Below are 15,987 nucleotides of genomic sequence, written 5' to 3' on the forward strand. Positions count from 1 at the left end.
TACCATGAATATCACAAGCAACGCCGTCAAACCCGGCCTGAAACAGTGGCTGACATCGGACACCCCGCAATCACGCTGGCAGGCCAAATGTGGCCGGGCATGGCTGGGCTGGCTTAAATTCACTGAAAACAGGCTCGCCATGATCGGTCTTTCGATCGTGCTTGCCCTGATCCTTGTCACCATATTTGCCCCGCTTCTGGCACCTTATGATCCGCTGGCCGCCGACCTTGCCAATCGCATCCAGTCGCCCAGTGCCGAACACTGGTTTGGCACCGATCAGCTGGGTCGCGATATCCTGTCGCGTCTGATTTACGGCGCGCAATACACCCTGATGATCGTGGCCCTCGTGGTGATTACCGCCGCCCCCGTCGGGCTTCTGGTCGGAACCGCTGCCGGATTCTTTGGCGGCTGGATTGATGCGACATTGATGCGCATCACCGATATTTTTCTGGCCTTCCCGAAACTGATCCTGGCCCTTGCCTTCGTTTCTGCATTGGGACCGGGGATCGAAAATGCGGTTCTGGCCATCGCCCTGACCGCATGGCCACCCTATGCCCGCATTGCACGCGCCGAAACCATCACCGTCCGCAGGTCCGACTATATCGAAGCCGCCCGGTTGCAGGGTGTCTCGAATATGGGTCTGATCCTGGGCCACATCACCCCGATGTGCATAAGCTCGCTTGTCGTGCGTGTCACCCTTGATATGGCGGGCATGATCCTGATTGCGGCGGGGCTTGGCTTCCTTGGCCTTGGCGCACAGCCGCCGATGCCCGAATGGGGCGCAATGGTATCCGAAGGCCGCCAGTTCCTTCTGGAACAATGGTGGGTGTCGACCGTACCGGGCCTTGCAATTTTCGTGGTCAGCCTTGGTTTCAACCTTCTGGGCGATGGCCTGCGCGATGTTCTTGATCCACGTGGGGGCGACTGATCATGACAAACGAAACCCTTCTGTCTGTCAAAAACCTCGCCATTACCTTTTCCACATCCAAGGGGCCGGTCCATGCCGTGCGTGGTGTGTCGTTCGATCTCGGACGTGAACGGCTGGGTATTGTTGGCGAATCCGGTTCGGGCAAATCCCAGACCGGGCGCGCCATTCTGGGTCTGACGGCGGCAAACGGCAAAATCACCGCCGATCAGATGCAGTTCCACGATCTGGACCTGCGCAATCTGTCGAAACGTGACTGGCGCAAGGTCCGTGGTGCGCGTATTTCCATGATCATGCAGGACCCGAAATATTCGCTAAATCCTGTCATGACCATCGGTGATCAGATCATCGAAGCCTATCGCGAACACCACAAGGTCAACGCGACCGAGGCCAAACGCCGCGCCCTCGATATGCTCGCCGCGGTCAAAATCCGCGATCCCGAACGCGTGTTCAAATCCTACCCGCACGAAGTATCGGGCGGGATGGGCCAGCGCGTCATGATCGCCATGATGCTGATCCCCGATCCGGAAATCCTGATTGCCGATGAACCGACATCGGCTCTTGATGTCACGGTACAGCTCCAGGTAATGGCGATCCTTGATGATCTGGTGCGTGAACGCGGCATGGCGCTGGTTTTCATCAGCCACGATCTGCATCTGGTCTCAAGCTTCTGCGACCGGGTTCTGGTGATGTATCAGGGCCATGTCGTCGAAGAAATCCGCGCATCCGAACTCGATCAGGCCAAACACCCCTATACGCGCGGCCTTCTGAACTGCCTGCCGAAAATGGATGGCAACCACGCCGAACTCCCCGTCCTGACCCGCGAAGCAAGCTGGGCGGAGGCCTGAGATAAAAATGACTGCAATGATTGAAATCACCAAACTCAATGCCTGGTTTGACGACAACCACGTGCTCAAGGATGTCGATATTTCGGTCCCGGCCAACGGATCGTTCGGTCTGGTGGGCGAATCCGGTTCGGGCAAATCAACCGTTCTTCGCACCATCACCGGTCTTGTCGATGACTGGGAAGGCAATATTGTCGTCAATGACAAGGAACTGACCAAAAAGCGCGACAAGACATTTTACCGTCTGGCGCAAATGGTCTTTCAGGACCCGTTCGGATCGCTTCATCCGCGTCACACCATTGACCGCATCCTGACCGAGCCGGTCAATATTCACGGGCTTGGCAATTCGGATGCCCGCGTGGTCGAAGCCCTTAAACAGGTCGGTCTCGATAATTCCTTCCGCTTCCGCTACCCCCATCAGCTTTCCGGCGGGCAGCGCCAGCGTGTCGCGATTGCACGTGCGCTTATTCTCGAACCGAAAATCCTGCTGCTTGATGAACCGACATCGGCCCTTGATGTCTCGATCCAGGCCGAGGTGCTCAACCTGTTGACCCGGTTGCGCAATGATCTGGGACTTACCTATATCATGGTCAGTCACGATCTCGCCGTGGTCGCCCATATGTGCGACGATATCGCGATCATGAACCACGGCCGCATCGTCGAACGCGCCACCGCCGCCCAGCTTGCCGACGGCAAACTGGAAAACCCCTATTCACAGCAGCTTTTCAAGGCCGCCGGGGGATATGACCGCGCCGTCATCGACAGCTTCGTGGATTGGGACTGAACAGCGGCCCCGCACGCGCCAGAAGAACCACGCGCCAGAACAACAAGGGACATCATGAACGTCACCACCGCCCCGAACACGTCCGCCAACAGGTCACGCCATCGCCCCACTTTCACGTGGGATGCGCATGCCTGCCTGCCGCTTGATCCCAAAACACCGATCAGCCTGCTTGATAACTATGTCGCGGGTGATGTTGATTATGTCTGTGTCAATGTCGGCATGGATATGAATTCCGTTGCCCATATCCTGCGCGTGATTGCCGCCTTCCGGGCCAAAATCGCCGCCCACCCCGATAAATACATGCAGATCGAACGTTTTGATGATCTGGCAATTGCCAAATCAAAGGGGTTGCTGGGGGTTGGTTTCGACCTCGAAGGCTCGGTCATGTTGCAGGACATGCCCGAAATGGTCCCGGTCTTTGCCAAACTGGGCGTGAAACAAATCCACTTTGCCTATAACCGCAACAATTCGGTGGCGGGTGGCTGTCATGATGATGACATCCCGCTGACCGCGCTGGGCCATGCCATGGTCCGGGCCGTCAATAACAGCGGCATGATCATGGATTGCTCCCACACCGGCCGCCAAAGCAGCCTTGATATCATGCGGGCATCGACCAAGCCGGTCGTCTTCAGCCACGCCAACCCCAAGGTGCTTGGCGGGCATGAACGCTGCATCGATGATGAACAGATCAAGGCCTGTGCCGATACCGGTGGGGTGATCGGCATTTGCGGCTTCCAGCGCTTCATCAAATCACCCAACGCGCCTGAAGTCCCTGACATGATCCGCCATATCGACTATGCGGTAAAACTGGTCGGTGTGGACCATGTCGGCATCGGCCTTGATACGATGCCCAGTGTCGCGGGCACCAACGACTTCCCCGATGGCGTTGACCGCACCTTTTACTGGCCCGCCGAACGCGGCTATGGCCCTGGTGCCGGTGGTGCCGCCGTGTTTGATCCGAAAAAACTCCCCGCCCTTGCCGACGCCCTGATCGCCGGAGGCTACAAACCCGACGACGTCGATAAAATCATGGGTGAAAACTTTGTCCGCGTGGCAAAGGCATGCTGGTAATGGATTAAGTCTCGGCAATGAGAACACAAAACGGCCTTCCTGATATCGTGACACATAATTACGATCCCATCAGGGGCCGTTTCCAGAACATCTGCGATTTACCAAGATCAGAAGCTGAACTCATTCTTCAGGAAATACGTAAAGCCCACCAATCAAGACTTAAGGCAAACTATCTTGATCGTCGTTTCAAAGTAGAAGAATGGTTGCGATCTGAACGTCACAAACTGATTGGATCAACAAATCGAAAGACGCCAATCTATTTTTTTGTCGGTGATTTTGCAGACGGCAAGGACCCGTTGCGCCCCAAATCGCTTCGAATGCGTTTGGACACCTTTCCAGAAGATGTTGTTACCTTCACCTACTCAGACAGCATGAGCTGCTTCGAAAACACGAACGCTGGCGACGAACAATCGCCACCTTTTCCCAGAAAGCTGTTCACACTGAAAAGTTTGAAAGAGGCCGTTCAAAAATGGGGCATGCCGACAAACTTTTCCTCTACGCAATCCGGGCGGCAGCCATTCATTGAAATGCAGTTATGGGACGACGCACCGCTGCTTAAAGTCCTGCCTGACAGCATCGTAATCACAAAAGCACGTTTCGGATGGGATGCGCCAAAGCAGGACTCCTGAAACGGTTAGTCAACAACCTCAGACCGCAACCTCATCCTTGCGCACCGGGCGCGGGCGGCCTTCGGCGTCAATCGCGACAAAGGTAAAGGTTGCTTCGGTCACCTTGATGCGCGGCGGCTGGTTTTTGCGCAGCACCCAGCTTTCAAGATGCAGCACCATCGATGTATTGCCGATCCGTTCGATATCGCCATACACGCACACCACATCCCCGACATAGACCGGGCGATGGAACGTCATGCCATCCACCGCCACCGTGGCAACGCGCCCCTCGGCGATCTGGCTTGCCATCACACCGCCCGCGATGTCCATCTGCGACATCAGCCAGCCGCCGAAAATATCGCCGCTCGGGTTGGTGTCGGCAGGCATGGCAAGGGTTCGGGTGCACATGTCGCCGCGCGGCATGCTGTTGTCGGTACCATGTGTGGTCTCACTCTCATTTGCCATCGGGCTTACTCCTGTCTGAGCCGGTATTTTTATTGGACCTGACGGTCTCGGTTTTCGCGACAAGTCTGGCACCGTTTTCTGCGCTGCCACAACGAAATTATGATCTCTGGCAAGACCACCGCTTGCATTCGCGATCAAAAAACATTTTTATGGGTCGCATCTGAAAACATATGATACTCGTTAAGCCTAAAGGCATCCAACCCCGTAAAATCAATCAACAGATATGCGTCGTTGGACCTTGTTTTAACATAATAAAGAAGTTGCGTTCCGGGGCATGACCGACCTTTTCGAAGATTCAAACCAATCGACCACAAACGCCTATTCCGCCAAGGATATCGAAGTTCTCGAAGGCCTGGAGCCTGTGCGCCGCCGTCCCGGTATGTATATCGGGGGTACGGACGATGCCGCACTGCATCACCTGGTTGCCGAAATCCTCGATAACTCGATGGACGAGGCCGTCGCCGGCCATGCCGACTGGATCGAGCTGGAACTCAGAACCGACAACACCGTCATGGTGCGTGATAACGGCCGTGGTATCCCGACCGATCCGCATCCGAAATTCCCCGATAAATCCGCCCTTGAAGTCATCCTGACCACGCTTCATTCGGGCGGCAAGTTTTCGGGCAAGGCGTATGAAACCTCGGGCGGTCTGCACGGGGTGGGCATGTCGGTGGTGAACGCATTGACCGACAAATTCCGGGTCGAAGTCGCACGTGATCGCAAACTGGTGTTTCAGGAATATTCCAAAGGCACCCCGCTGGGTCCGCTTCAGGATGGCGGTGCGGTCAATAACCGCCGCGGCACCACGGTCATCTTCCGCCCCGATCCCGAAATTTTCGGCAACCGGGCCAAACTGAAACCCGCCACCATCTTCCGCATGGCGCGGTCCAAGGCCTATCTGTTCAAGGGCGTTGAAATCCGCTGGTCGGTTGATCCGGAATTGCTGACAAGCGACGATCCGACGCCGCAAAGCGAAGTCCTGAAATTCCCCAACGGGATTCTCGATTACCTGAACATGACCATCGAAGGTCGTGATCTGATCACCGAACGCCCGTTCGCCGGCGAAGCCAAGTTTTCCGAAAGTGCCGGTCGCGTTGAATGGGCGATTGCATGGCCGGACGGCGGCGAAGGATACTTCCATTCCTATTGTAACACCGTTCCGACCCCGCTTGGCGGCACACACGAAGCCGGTTTCCGCTATGCCCTGACCAAGGCGATCAAGACCTATGGCGACATGGTCGGTCAGAAAAAGGCCGCGGCCATCACCGCCGAGGACGTCTTTGGCGGTGGCTGCATCATGTTATCGGTCTTTATTCCCGATCCGCAGTTCCAGGGCCAGACCAAGGAAAAGCTTGGCACCGCATCGGCAACCAAGCTGGTTGAAACCGCGGTTCGCGACCATTTCGATCACTGGCTGACCGGTGATACCGAAAATGCCAAACGTCTGCTTGAACGCATCATCCTGCGCGCCGAAGAACGCCAGCGCCGCAAGGAAAAGAAAGAAACCAAACGCCAGTCAGCAACCCGTCGCCTGCGCCTTCCGGGCAAGCTTGCCGATTGTTCACGTTCCATCGCGGCTGGCACTGAAATCTTCCTTGTCGAAGGTGACTCGGCAGGTGGTTCTGCCAAACAGGCACGTGATCGTGAAACACAGGCCGTCCTGCCGCTGCGCGGTAAAATCCTGAACGTCGCATCCGCGACGCGTGAAAAGATGATGGCCAACCAGGAAATCAAGGACATGATCGAAGCCTTTGGCTGCGGTTCCGGGTCCGATTTCCGGCTTGCCGATCTGCGTTATGAACGCATCATCATCATGACCGATGCCGACGTCGATGGCGCACATATCGCCTCCCTTCTGATGACCTTCTTCTATCAGGAAATGACCGGCCTTATTGAAAACGGTAACCTGTATCTTGCCATGCCGCCGCTTTACCGCCTGACACAGGGCGGAAAATCCATCTATGCGATGGATGATGCGGAAAAAGAGGTCCTGCTCGATACCGAATTCAAAAATCGTGGCAAGGTCGAGATTTCCCGATTTAAGGGTCTGGGCGAAATGCCGCCCCCGCAGCTTCGCGAAACCACAATGGCACCGAAAAAGCGGACATTGCTGCGCGTCTGCCTGCCCGATGCGGCCGAACCCGATGCCCGTGGCCAGACCAAGGATCTGGTCAATCGCCTGATGGGCAAAAAGCCGGAGCTCCGCTTCCAGTTCATTCAGGAACATGCCCGCTTTGTCGAGGATATTGACGTCTGATCGGAACAGAATTTCACATCAAAAACCCGGTGCCTTGCGCCGGGTTTTTTGTCCCTGACGACCAGAAAAACATAACACCAAACAAAGCGGACACATAATGACCCACAATTATGCCGCCATCCTCCAGGATATTTCGGACGCGATCAGGCAGGCCGATTTTGCCGACGCCCGCAAGGTCGATTATATCCCGGCCCTTGCCAGCGTCCCCGACGATCATTTTGCCATGGTTCTGCGCACCGCCGATGGAAACGAACTTGCCATTGGCCAGCCCGACCTGCCCTTTTCCATTCAAAGCATTTCCAAGGTCTTCGCCCTTGTGCTGGCCCAGCGTGCGCATGGTGATGATTTGTGGAAAGCCGTGCGGCGCGAACCATCCGGTTCGGCCTTCAATTCCCTGATCCTGCTCGAACAGGAACACGGCATCCCGCGCAATCCCTTCATCAATGCCGGGGCGATCCGTGTTGCTGATCTGATCGCCTCGCGCTACGCCAACCCGGATCGTTCGGTGGCCGAATTCCTTGGTCAGCTTTGCGGCAATCCCGGCATTCGCGTTGATAACGATGTCTATCTGTCCGAGGATCAGCACGGGGATCGCAACCGCGCCATTGCCTATCTGATGAAAAGCTTCGGCAAGCTCGACAACCCGGTCGAAGACGTCGTGCGGGCCTATTTCAAGCAATGCTCGGTCGCGATGACGGCCCGTGAAATGGCGCGTGCGGCCTTCTTCCTTGCCAACAAGGGTGTCGGCATTGATGGCCGCACCGTGATCACGCCCGAAGAAACCAGCCGGATCAATGCCCTGATGCTAACTTGCGGGATGTATGACGGGGTGGGCGATTTTGCCTTTACCGTTGGCATCCCGGCCAAAAGCGGGGTTGGCGGCGGCATCATCGGCGTCATTCCCGGTGAATTTTCCGTCTGTGTCTGGTCGCCGCGCCTTGATACACGCGGCAATTCCGCCGCCGGCATCAAGGCGCTTGAAATGCTGATCCGCGCCATCGGACGATCCGTTTTCTGACCGGGTTTGCCGATCAAAAAGGATCAGGAATCGCGCCTTCGCAACGATGGCACATAACGCGCCAGCACATCATCATGGCGGATATAATGGTGCCAAATGGCGGCAATCACATGCAGCACCACCAGCGTCACCAGAACCGGCACGAAAAATTCGTGAATTTCCTCGGCCCCTTCATGCAGCCATTCGATCCGCCCCAGATCCGGCAGGGAAAATAATCCTGCGACCGGAAAATTGCGTCCCGATGTCATCACCGCCAGAAGCCCGGTGACCGGCATCGCAATCATCGCCAGATACAGCAAACCATGCGCAATGCGCGCCATGATTTTAACCAGACGGGGATCGTCCTGTACCGCTGCTGGGGACAGGCGCAAAACCGCCAAAATCCGCGGCAGGAACAGGACCAGCACCGAAATGCCAACAAGCGCATGATATCCCATGATTTCAGGCCGTTCGGCACGCGGGACTTCTTCCATGACCTGACCGATGCCAAAGGCGGCCGCCATCAACAATGCCATGATCCAGTGTAGCGCCGGAACAGACCAGTGTGGCCATCGCGAAATTTGCGTTTCAGAGACATCTGACATAATTGTAACCTCATTGCTGACTATGACGTAACTGATCCCGGCACCAATCTAGCCGCAAAGTTTCGCAAGGTTTTGTCGCATCTGTATCAATTTGTCGCAGACCGGACTTTTATCGCCCCGCACCCGCAAGGAGCCCCCATGAGAATCCTTTTCAATGCGTCCAAACGATTGTCTCCGCGTGTCACCTTGCGCGTGCTTGCAGGGGGCGTTTTGGGAAGTGCCCTGCTGCTGGCGGGATGTGGCAACATCACAACGATTGAACCGCCAACCTATCAGGTCAATGATGTGCAGACCTTCAAGGTTTACGGTGCGCCAAACCAGATCATGATGGTCGAAGTCCACGACAAGCAATCATCTGTATCGCCCGAAACATGGGCATCCGCCCTGTCCGGTCACGGATTTCCACCGCGCCTTGATTTCGTCACCGATGCCACCCAACTCGGCCCGAATCAGGTCCTGCGCGACGGGTATCGTGTTGTCGTCGTCGTAAGCCCGTCACAAGCCACGATGGGTGAAAAAATCTGCACCACGCCCGAGGCTACCAACTACCCCGCAGATACAACCAGAATCCCGACACGCATTGCCTTTTGCGCAGGCGACAAACCGATCTCGGAACTGCGTGCGAATTTCGTAAAAGATGATTTTGAACAACAGGTTACCAATAATGGTGGTAGCATCATCGCACAGCTTTTCCCACGCGAAATCCGCGATGACAGTGATCGTCGTTGCGGCATGTTCCGTGCCGGTTGCTAAACCCGAAATAGCAATTGGTATAATTTTGCCCCTATCATGCTTGCTCTTGCCCTTTATTCCGGGCACCCTGTTGCCAACTACTCTGAAGGGTAGGTTTCAGGCATGAAAATAAGTGCCGATAAAAACAGGGAAGACTACTCGAATGGGGAATAACCGTTGCCAGAAATGGCACGTATCGGCAAATTGCGCGCGCCCATCTGGTTGCCTCTGGCACTGGCTGGCGACCCTGAAATGAAAAACAGGGTACACTTGACGTCGCATATTCTGTCCGTCTGGCAATCGATCCGGCCATCCTTGTTCCGCATGGCATGTGCCGGTCTTGTCATCGCCGTTGCAATCACCGGTTTTGGCGCGGGGGCAAAGGCCAGTGATGGCTATCCCGATGTTGCGCCCAATGCCGCCAATGCAACCAGTGCCGATGACCTGCATCTGACCGTGCTTGCCGATCAGGAATTCTATCCGCAAAGCTATCAGCTTAACGGCCATGCCAATGGCGCGCTATACGATCTGCTGCGTGATTTCAGCAAGTTTCAGCAGATCGATATGTCCTTTCAGCAATTGCCGCTCAAACGCGCGCTTGAAAACAGCGGCAACAATCGCGCGGGCTTCATCGGCATTCCCGGCAACACGGCAAGCAATACCGTCATCTTTTCGGACGGTATCAGCACGACAAGCCTTCTTGCCCTTACCCTTAAGCAGCGCGACCTGAACATCACAACCGCCGCCGACCTTGACGGGCTTCAGGTTTCCATCGCGCGCGGCCTTGAACTGCATGGCCCCTTGGCCCGCCATCTGCGCGACGGTCGATTTGATATCACCCGGTTCAATTCAATTCGACAGTCAATTGCCCTGCTGCTTGCCGGGCGGGTTGATGTTGCGCTGATCTATTGCGGATATGCGCAAAAGGCATCGCTTAAACAGATCGCCCATTTGACCGATGATGAAATTGCCGCATTGTCGATCCACCCGACATCGCTGATGAATACGATCAACCGCCTGATATTGCCCGCCACCCCCGACAATGCCCGCCTGATGCGGCACTTTAACAGCTACCTCGCCAGACAGCGCAGCAGTGGTGCATTGGAAAAACTCTATGCGCAGTATCTGACCAATGAAAACACCATCGAAATGGTCCTGAGCGACACACTCACCCCGTCCGACACCAAAACATCAACGCCCTAGGTAATAAGCGCACAAAGCGCATCGGCGCATATATCGGGCTGTTCCAGCGGCACATAATGCCCGGCCCCGGCAACCTCGATCATGCGTGCACCGGGAATGCGGGCCGCCATGTCATGATGCGATGCCGGGCTGATCACCCGATCAGCCTCCCCCACCATCACGGTGCAGGGGATATCGAGTTCCGATAACAACGCCATGCTGTCCGGCCGGTTGGCAACGGCTATGATCTGGCGCTTGAAAACATCCTCGCCAAGATCCTCCGCCATATCCGAAAGCAGGCCCACAAGTTCTCGATTGTGCCGATGATCGGGATGGAGCATGTCATCAAGCATCGCGTCATTGATCCCCCTGAACGGCAGGTTCCGCCCCGAAAGCCGGGCAAGCAAAAGCCTGCGCCGACGTATCACCGGATCATCGGCCGTCGCGCGCGTATTGAGCAGCATCAGATGCGATACCCGTTCCCGCGCCATGCGCAGGATTTCAAACGCGACATAACCGCCCATCGACATCCCGACCAACACAAAACGATCCGGCACCTGTTCAAGGACATCCCTTGCCATGGCCACCACATCATCCTTGGTATCAAGTGCCGGGATAATCGGCGTGATCGCCGGGGCAACACCCCGCCGGGCACGCGCATCCATGCGGGCCATCACCGGTTGCCACATCCGATAATCGGCCAGCATGCCCGACAGAAAGACGACCGGAATGGTCGTATGGGGATTGGCCGTCATTTGATCAGCGCGCTCAATTCCTTGAATTCCGGGGTGCCTGCCACGCGCAGCCATTCAAACATCACGCTTTCCCGCGTCACGATTTTCGCCCCGGCATCGCGCATGCGTTCCAGGCCGAAAATCTTGTCATGCATGCTGCGCGATGTCACCGCATCGGCCACCACATAAACCTCGCGCCCGCGATCAATCAGCTCCATCACGGTCTGAAGCACACAAACATGGGTTTCCATCCCGGCAATGACGATCTGGTCGCGGCCCGGTGTTTCTTCGATCTTTTCCATAAAGCCGTCGGCTGGCACACTTGAAAAACTGACCTTGGAAACGACATTGCCGCCATCGACCGTATCGGATGCCTTCATCACCAGATCAAGGATCGGGGCCGCCGTATGGCCAAGCCCCTTGGGATATTGTTCAGTCACAATGACGGGAACATTCAAACGATTGGCGCATTTGACAAGAAAGCAGCAATTCTCGACGGTCTGATCAGGGTCCTGACACGCCGGATAGAGTTTCTCCTGAACATCGATAATCACCAGACTTGCACGTGATGCATCCATCAACACCGTTTTTCTCCCCGTTTCATTGTCTATTTCACCAGATTACGCTTCCGGTCTGTGGCAAACAAGCCTCTCGCACCGGGTTAATTTGCCTCTTTAACCCTTTTTTGAGGCGTTTTTCTTGACTTAATTAAGGCTTCGCTTTACGACGCAAGCTGCTTTATCGCAGCGATAATCACATCATAACGCATTCTATTGCGGGAAAACGAACCATATGAATTTCGCCGATCTCGGTCTGAGCGAAGATATCCTCAAAGCCGTCGCAGACGCCGGCTATGATACCCCGACCCCCATTCAGAGCCAGGCCATTCCGTCCGTTCTGATGGCACGTGATATTTTGGGCTGTGCTCAGACGGGTACAGGCAAAACCGCAGGCTTCGTCCTGCCGATGCTTGATATCCTGCATCATGGCCGTGCGCGCATGCGGATGCCCCGTTCGATCATTCTCGAACCGACCCGCGAACTCGCGACCCAGGTAGCAGCAAACTTCGACATTTACGGCAAATACATGTCGCTGTCCAAGGCACTGATCATCGGCGGGGAATCCTTCGTCGAACAGCAGAAAATCCTCGAAAAAGGTGCCGACGTCATCATCGCGACCCCGGGTCGCCTGATCGATACCTTTGAACGCGGCAAACTGCTTCTGTCGGACTGCAAATTGCTGGTGATCGACGAAGCCGACCGCATGCTTGATATGGGCTTCATTCCCGACATTGAAAAAATCGTCAATATGCTGCCCAAACAGCGCCAGACGCTTTTCTTCTCGGCGACCATGCCCAAGGAAATCCGTCGCCTTGCCGACAAATTCCTCTCCAATCCCAAGGAAATCACCGTTTCCCCGCCCTCGACCATGGCGACCACGGTGGAACATAAACTCCTTGTCATGGATGAAATGGACAAACGCGAAGCCCTTCGCAAACTTGTCCGTCAGGAAGACGTCAAAAACGCCTTTGTGTTCTGCAACCGCAAAAAAGACGTCGATATCCTGTTCAAATCGCTGACCAAGCACGGCTTCAATGCCGGTCGCATGCATGGCGATCTGGTCCAGAGCGAACGCACCGAAACGCTTGATAAATTCAAAACGGGCGAAATCACCCTGCTGATCTGCTCGGACGTTGCCGCACGCGGCATTGACGTTGCCGATGTCTCGCACGTCTTTAACTTCGACGTGCCCTTCAACGCCGAGGATTACGTCCATCGTACCGGCCGTACCGGTCGTGCCGGCCGCGCAGGCAAGGCCTTCATGCTGGCCGTGCCCGAAGACGGCAAACTTGTTGCTGCGATCAACAAATCCATCAACATGGATATTCCGCTGACCGAGCTTGAAGGCATCGAAACCCTTGAACTCGACTTCACCGGCAAGAAACGCCGTGTGAAGAAAAGCCGCAAGGCGCCGCAGCGTGATGCATCCCCGCGCAATGATCGTCCGGCACGTAGCAATAACCGTAACGACCGCGCAGAACGCGACAGCAAGGCTGCCAATACCGGTGCCAATGCCCCTGCCGCCGCGCCAGAAGCAAAGCAGCAGGACGCACGTCCGGCCCAGCAGCCGCGTGACAGTACGCCGCAGCGTGACGCAAAACCGCGTAACGAACGTTCGAACCGTCCTGAACGTCAGGATCGTAATGATCGTTCTTCTGGCCGTTCCGCGTCGCGTCGTGATCGCGATGATCGTTATGATCGTCATGACCGGCATGATCGTGACGACAAGCCGGTCATCGGTTTTGCTGACCATACTCCGGCCTTCCTTCTGACCCCGGTCCCGGCCTCTAGCCTTGGCAAGCCGCGCGCCGACGAGGTCGAGAAAAAGGCACCGGCCAGAAAAACATCGTCAAAGGCCTCTGCCGAAAAAGTAACGGCTGAAAAATCCGCGTCAGAAAAATCCGCGTCAGAAAAAACCGGTACGGCGAAAACCGCACGCGCCAAACCGACCCGCACCAGAACCACACGGGCAACCGCAAAAAAGGCAAGCCCGGCACCAGAGACCAAGGACGAGGCAGCAGTCGTTTCTGCTCCTGCTGCATCTCCGGCTCCAGCTCCGGCTCAGGAACCTGCATCTGCACCGGTGGCCGATGACGCGCCCGCCAAGGAAGAAAAACCGAAAGCCGCCCGTCGTCCGCGCAAAAAACCGGCCCCGAAAAAGGCCGCCAAAACCGAAACTGCGGACGCCGAAACGACCGGCAGCGAAGGCTGATCCCTACCGGTTCATCGAATGCGAAAAAGGCCGTCAGATTGCTCTGACGGCCTTTTGATTTTGGTGCGATTATCTGAAATGGCGGCTTATACCGCGCGGAACAATCCTGTCGACCGCGGTTTTTCCGGTCGGCGCTTGCGCATCAGTTTCAGCATAGTTTCAATCGAAATCGACAGCAGGGTTGCATGGGTGATTTCCTCTATCTCGTCCATCACCTGAGACAGCGCGACACCAGCATTGGTATCCTGCACAATGCCGCTTGTCGGGCCTGCACCGACCTCCTCAAACAGCCTGACAACATCAAGCAACGTCGTGCGCTTGGCATTGCCGCAGAAACGATAACCGCCACCGGCCCCACGGACCGATTCAACCAGCCCCGCCCGGCCCAGATCGCGCAGGACCTTCGCCAGATGGTTGGTCGAAATATTGTATCTCTCGGCGATTTCGGATGCCGAAAGCTGCCGGTCGGTATCCTCGGCCAGTTCCAGCACGGCATACAGCGCAAACAGGGTCGCCTTTTGCAAAGACATCATGGCGTTACACCCCTTCGTCCATATCGGTTTCAAGCTGGATAAAGGGTCCGGCCATCATGCCCTGCGCGCGGAAGAACGACATAAGGTCGGTCGCATCGCGCGGGATCATGGTGCGGATCTTGGTCACACCGGCCTTGCGGAAACAGCGGCAGATTTCCTTGTAAAGAATGCTGCCGATCCCGCCCATGCGCAAATTCGGCTCAACACTGACAGTGCCGACCCAGCCGCACGGGACCGAGTTGAATTCCCATGACCGGACTTCCCCGAAAATGCAGCCCAGCAACGTATCGCCTTCTTCGGCAATCAGGAAAAACCGGGAATCCTTCCTGTTGCCATAACGGGTGAACAGGTCATCCCAATATTCCGGCTTGCGAAGGCCCGTTGTGCGGTCGTCAAGCGCGACCACATTGGCAAGGTCATCCTTGACCGCCGGACGGATATTGATTTTATGCTCGCCAATCGAGACCAGGTTATATCCCGGTGTATCTTGCGCAGCGTCCACCACGTAATGCCTTTCTTGTCCTGCAGGTTGGCAAAACCCCAACCCCCCAGCTCCTGACAGGAGAATAACCACCGTAAAAATACGTAAATTGGTACGATTATACTACACTGTCATTACCACGCGCGGCAACGATAAGTTCCGCCGCAAGTGCGAACAAAGCAAAGCAATGCAAGGATTTGAACGACATAACGCCGATATTTGTTCCATGCAAGTCCTAACGCTTTTCGCACTGCAAACCAGACTGTTTTGCCCTACCCGGCAACCGGGAATTTCGGGGTCTTTTGGTCCGGCTTCGAAATCACAATCTGTTACCGTAAAAAGATCACGCCCGGATCACGCAAGGATTGACAGGAACGCGAAGTCATGGCTTATCGCGCAGCATGATTTTTGCGCTGGCGGGTAATTTATGCAAAGCCCGCAATGCGGCAAAATCAACCCGGATCACAATAATATCCATCGAGTATAAGGAGTGGGGCACGCCATGGCGCGCAACGGTTTCGACGCAATTGATCGCAAAATTCTTCGCGAGATTCAGGAAGACGGGCGCATCTCGATGGTCGAACTGGCCGATAAGGTCGGTCTTTCCGTGTCTCCCTGCCTGCGCCGCCTGCGCAAGCTCGAAGAAAGCGGCGTGATCCGCAAATATGTCGCCCTGCTGGCCCCGTCACATCTGCGTCTGGGTGTGAATGTCTTTGTCACCGTGTCCCTGACCCAGCATGACGAACCGTCGCTGCGCCGCTTTGAAACCGCCGTGCAATCCCACCCGGAAATCGTTGATTGCTATGCCATGGTCGGCAATCAGGATTACATGATGCGCATCGTCGTGCAGGACCCGGCCGCCTATCAGCGTTTCCTGTCCGACGTCATGATGAAGCTGCCCGGTGTCGCCAACATCAAATCAAGCTTCACCCTGCACGAAGTCAAAAACAGCACCACCCTGCCCGTGCCAGAGGCATAAGGGACACGCGGCCCCCT

At 56.0% G+C, this 15,987-nt stretch carries 17 protein-coding genes; 11 read left to right on the forward strand and 6 right to left on the reverse strand.

Annotated elements, in window-relative coordinates:
• The first annotated feature begins 4 nt into the window (after nucleotides 1-4).
• From nikC to BC440_RS22095, 5 genes are read left to right on the forward strand one after another with little or no spacing between them, the layout of a single operon-like run.
• A complete protein-coding gene (gene nikC / locus BC440_RS22075; protein WP_071241412.1) occupies nucleotides 5-928 on the forward strand; it encodes a nickel transporter permease in 924 nt (307 codons plus the stop codon).
• 2 nt (nucleotides 929-930) lie between these two features.
• Complete coding sequence (locus tag BC440_RS22080) at nucleotides 931-1,773, forward strand: ABC transporter ATP-binding protein (protein WP_071241413.1); 843 nt, start codon at nucleotides 931-933, stop codon at nucleotides 1,771-1,773.
• A 16-nt stretch (nucleotides 1,774-1,789) separates the two neighbouring features.
• Entirely contained in the window at nucleotides 1,790-2,554 is a 765-nt protein-coding gene (locus tag BC440_RS22085) for an ABC transporter ATP-binding protein (RefSeq protein WP_071241453.1), read from the forward strand.
• A 54-nt stretch (nucleotides 2,555-2,608) separates the two neighbouring features.
• The gene (locus BC440_RS22090) at nucleotides 2,609-3,625 is read left to right on the forward strand and encodes a membrane dipeptidase (protein ID WP_083379478.1); all 1,017 of its coding nucleotides are present in this window, start codon (nucleotides 2,609-2,611) and stop codon (nucleotides 3,623-3,625) included.
• Between the two features lie 17 nt (nucleotides 3,626-3,642).
• Nucleotides 3,643-4,254, forward strand: a complete 612-nt coding sequence (locus BC440_RS22095; protein WP_071241414.1) for a hypothetical protein — start codon at nucleotides 3,643-3,645, stop codon at nucleotides 4,252-4,254.
• Between the two features lie 18 nt (nucleotides 4,255-4,272).
• Here the strand turns inward: BC440_RS22095 and BC440_RS22100 are convergent, their stop codons facing one another.
• Nucleotides 4,273-4,698 carry an acyl-CoA thioesterase gene (locus tag BC440_RS22100; protein ID WP_071241415.1) on the reverse strand — a complete coding sequence of 142 codons (426 nt, stop codon included), beginning with the start codon at nucleotides 4,696-4,698 and terminating at the stop codon, nucleotides 4,273-4,275.
• Between the two features lie 274 nt (nucleotides 4,699-4,972).
• Here BC440_RS22100 and parE point away from each other — a divergent pair, with 274 nt between their 5' ends.
• Both parE and BC440_RS22110 read left to right on the forward strand, forming a co-directional pair.
• On the forward strand, nucleotides 4,973-6,955 hold the full coding sequence (gene parE / locus BC440_RS22105; protein WP_037987749.1) for a DNA topoisomerase IV subunit B: 1,983 nt from the start codon (nucleotides 4,973-4,975) through the stop codon (nucleotides 6,953-6,955).
• Between the two features lie 97 nt (nucleotides 6,956-7,052).
• Entirely contained in the window at nucleotides 7,053-7,973 is a 921-nt protein-coding gene (locus BC440_RS22110) for a glutaminase (RefSeq protein WP_071241416.1), read from the forward strand.
• 23 nt (nucleotides 7,974-7,996) lie between these two features.
• Here BC440_RS22110 and BC440_RS22115 read toward each other — a convergent pair whose 3' ends face one another.
• The gene (locus BC440_RS22115) at nucleotides 7,997-8,557 is read right to left on the reverse strand and encodes a cytochrome b (protein ID WP_083379479.1); all 561 of its coding nucleotides are present in this window, start codon (nucleotides 8,555-8,557) and stop codon (nucleotides 7,997-7,999) included.
• A 138-nt stretch (nucleotides 8,558-8,695) separates the two neighbouring features.
• On the opposite strand from BC440_RS22115, the gene BC440_RS22120 reads away from it, so the two are divergent.
• Nucleotides 8,696-9,310, forward strand: a complete 615-nt coding sequence (locus tag BC440_RS22120; RefSeq protein WP_071241417.1) for a hypothetical protein — start codon at nucleotides 8,696-8,698, stop codon at nucleotides 9,308-9,310.
• Between the two features lie 249 nt (nucleotides 9,311-9,559).
• The gene (locus BC440_RS22125; protein WP_175484520.1) at nucleotides 9,560-10,492 is read left to right on the forward strand and encodes a transporter substrate-binding domain-containing protein; all 933 of its coding nucleotides are present in this window, start codon (nucleotides 9,560-9,562) and stop codon (nucleotides 10,490-10,492) included.
• On the opposite strand, the gene BC440_RS22130 is transcribed toward BC440_RS22125, so the two are convergent.
• Both BC440_RS22130 and BC440_RS22135 read right to left on the reverse strand, forming a co-directional pair.
• A complete protein-coding gene (locus BC440_RS22130; RefSeq protein WP_071241419.1) occupies nucleotides 10,489-11,226 on the reverse strand; it encodes an alpha/beta hydrolase in 738 nt (245 codons plus the stop codon). The two genes, BC440_RS22125 and BC440_RS22130, sit on opposite strands and share 4 nt — an antisense overlap.
• On the reverse strand, nucleotides 11,223-11,783 hold the full coding sequence (locus BC440_RS22135; RefSeq protein ID WP_007091949.1) for a hydrolase: 561 nt from the start codon (nucleotides 11,781-11,783) through the stop codon (nucleotides 11,223-11,225). Before BC440_RS22135 ends, BC440_RS22130 begins: the two co-directional genes overlap by 4 nt.
• A gap of 214 nt (nucleotides 11,784-11,997) precedes the next feature.
• Between BC440_RS22135 and BC440_RS22140 the strand changes: the two genes are divergently transcribed.
• Nucleotides 11,998-13,977 carry a DEAD/DEAH box helicase gene (locus BC440_RS22140; RefSeq protein WP_071241420.1) on the forward strand — a complete coding sequence of 660 codons (1,980 nt, stop codon included), beginning with the start codon at nucleotides 11,998-12,000 and terminating at the stop codon, nucleotides 13,975-13,977.
• 86 nt (nucleotides 13,978-14,063) lie between these two features.
• On the opposite strand, the gene BC440_RS22145 is transcribed toward BC440_RS22140, so the two are convergent.
• Both BC440_RS22145 and BC440_RS22150 read right to left on the reverse strand, forming a co-directional pair.
• Entirely contained in the window at nucleotides 14,064-14,510 is a 447-nt protein-coding gene (locus tag BC440_RS22145) for an Rrf2 family transcriptional regulator (RefSeq protein ID WP_007091951.1), read from the reverse strand.
• Between the two features lie 4 nt (nucleotides 14,511-14,514).
• Nucleotides 14,515-15,012 carry a GNAT family N-acetyltransferase gene (locus tag BC440_RS22150; RefSeq protein WP_223305055.1) on the reverse strand — a complete coding sequence of 166 codons (498 nt, stop codon included), beginning with the start codon at nucleotides 15,010-15,012 and terminating at the stop codon, nucleotides 14,515-14,517.
• 481 nt (nucleotides 15,013-15,493) lie between these two features.
• Between BC440_RS22150 and BC440_RS22155 the strand changes: the two genes are divergently transcribed.
• Nucleotides 15,494-15,970: an Lrp/AsnC family transcriptional regulator gene (locus tag BC440_RS22155; RefSeq protein ID WP_007091953.1), complete on the forward strand. Its 477-nt coding sequence runs from the start codon at nucleotides 15,494-15,496 to the stop codon at nucleotides 15,968-15,970.
• The last annotated feature ends 17 nt before the right edge of the window (nucleotides 15,971-15,987 follow it).

The sequence above is a fragment of the Thalassospira sp. MIT1004 genome (genome assembly GCF_001858545.1).
Taxonomy (GTDB): domain Bacteria; phylum Pseudomonadota; class Alphaproteobacteria; order Rhodospirillales; family Thalassospiraceae; genus Thalassospira; species Thalassospira xiamenensis.

Coding starts and splice junctions, on each gene's coding strand:
- BC440_RS22135 (WP_007091949.1), bottom strand. CDS start 11,783: ATGGATGCATCACGTGCAAGTCTGGTGATTATCGATGTTCAGGAGAAA.
- BC440_RS22115 (WP_083379479.1), bottom strand. CDS start 8,557: ATGTCAGATGTCTCTGAAACGCAAATTTCGCGATGGCCACACTGGTCT.
- BC440_RS22140 (WP_071241420.1), top strand. CDS start 11,998: ATGAATTTCGCCGATCTCGGTCTGAGCGAAGATATCCTCAAAGCCGTC.
- BC440_RS22155 (WP_007091953.1), top strand. CDS start 15,494: ATGGCGCGCAACGGTTTCGACGCAATTGATCGCAAAATTCTTCGCGAG.
- nikC (WP_071241412.1), top strand. CDS start 5: ATGAATATCACAAGCAACGCCGTCAAACCCGGCCTGAAACAGTGGCTG.
- BC440_RS22080 (WP_071241413.1), top strand. CDS start 931: ATGACAAACGAAACCCTTCTGTCTGTCAAAAACCTCGCCATTACCTTT.
- BC440_RS22130 (WP_071241419.1), bottom strand. CDS start 11,226: ATGACGGCCAATCCCCATACGACCATTCCGGTCGTCTTTCTGTCGGGC.
- BC440_RS22095 (WP_071241414.1), top strand. CDS start 3,643: ATGAGAACACAAAACGGCCTTCCTGATATCGTGACACATAATTACGAT.
- BC440_RS22110 (WP_071241416.1), top strand. CDS start 7,053: ATGACCCACAATTATGCCGCCATCCTCCAGGATATTTCGGACGCGATC.
- BC440_RS22085 (WP_071241453.1), top strand. CDS start 1,790: ATGATTGAAATCACCAAACTCAATGCCTGGTTTGACGACAACCACGTG.
- BC440_RS22100 (WP_071241415.1), bottom strand. CDS start 4,698: ATGGCAAATGAGAGTGAGACCACACATGGTACCGACAACAGCATGCCG.
- BC440_RS22090 (WP_083379478.1), top strand. CDS start 2,609: ATGAACGTCACCACCGCCCCGAACACGTCCGCCAACAGGTCACGCCAT.
- parE (WP_037987749.1), top strand. CDS start 4,973: ATGACCGACCTTTTCGAAGATTCAAACCAATCGACCACAAACGCCTAT.
- BC440_RS22145 (WP_007091951.1), bottom strand. CDS start 14,510: ATGATGTCTTTGCAAAAGGCGACCCTGTTTGCGCTGTATGCCGTGCTG.
- BC440_RS22120 (WP_071241417.1), top strand. CDS start 8,696: ATGAGAATCCTTTTCAATGCGTCCAAACGATTGTCTCCGCGTGTCACC.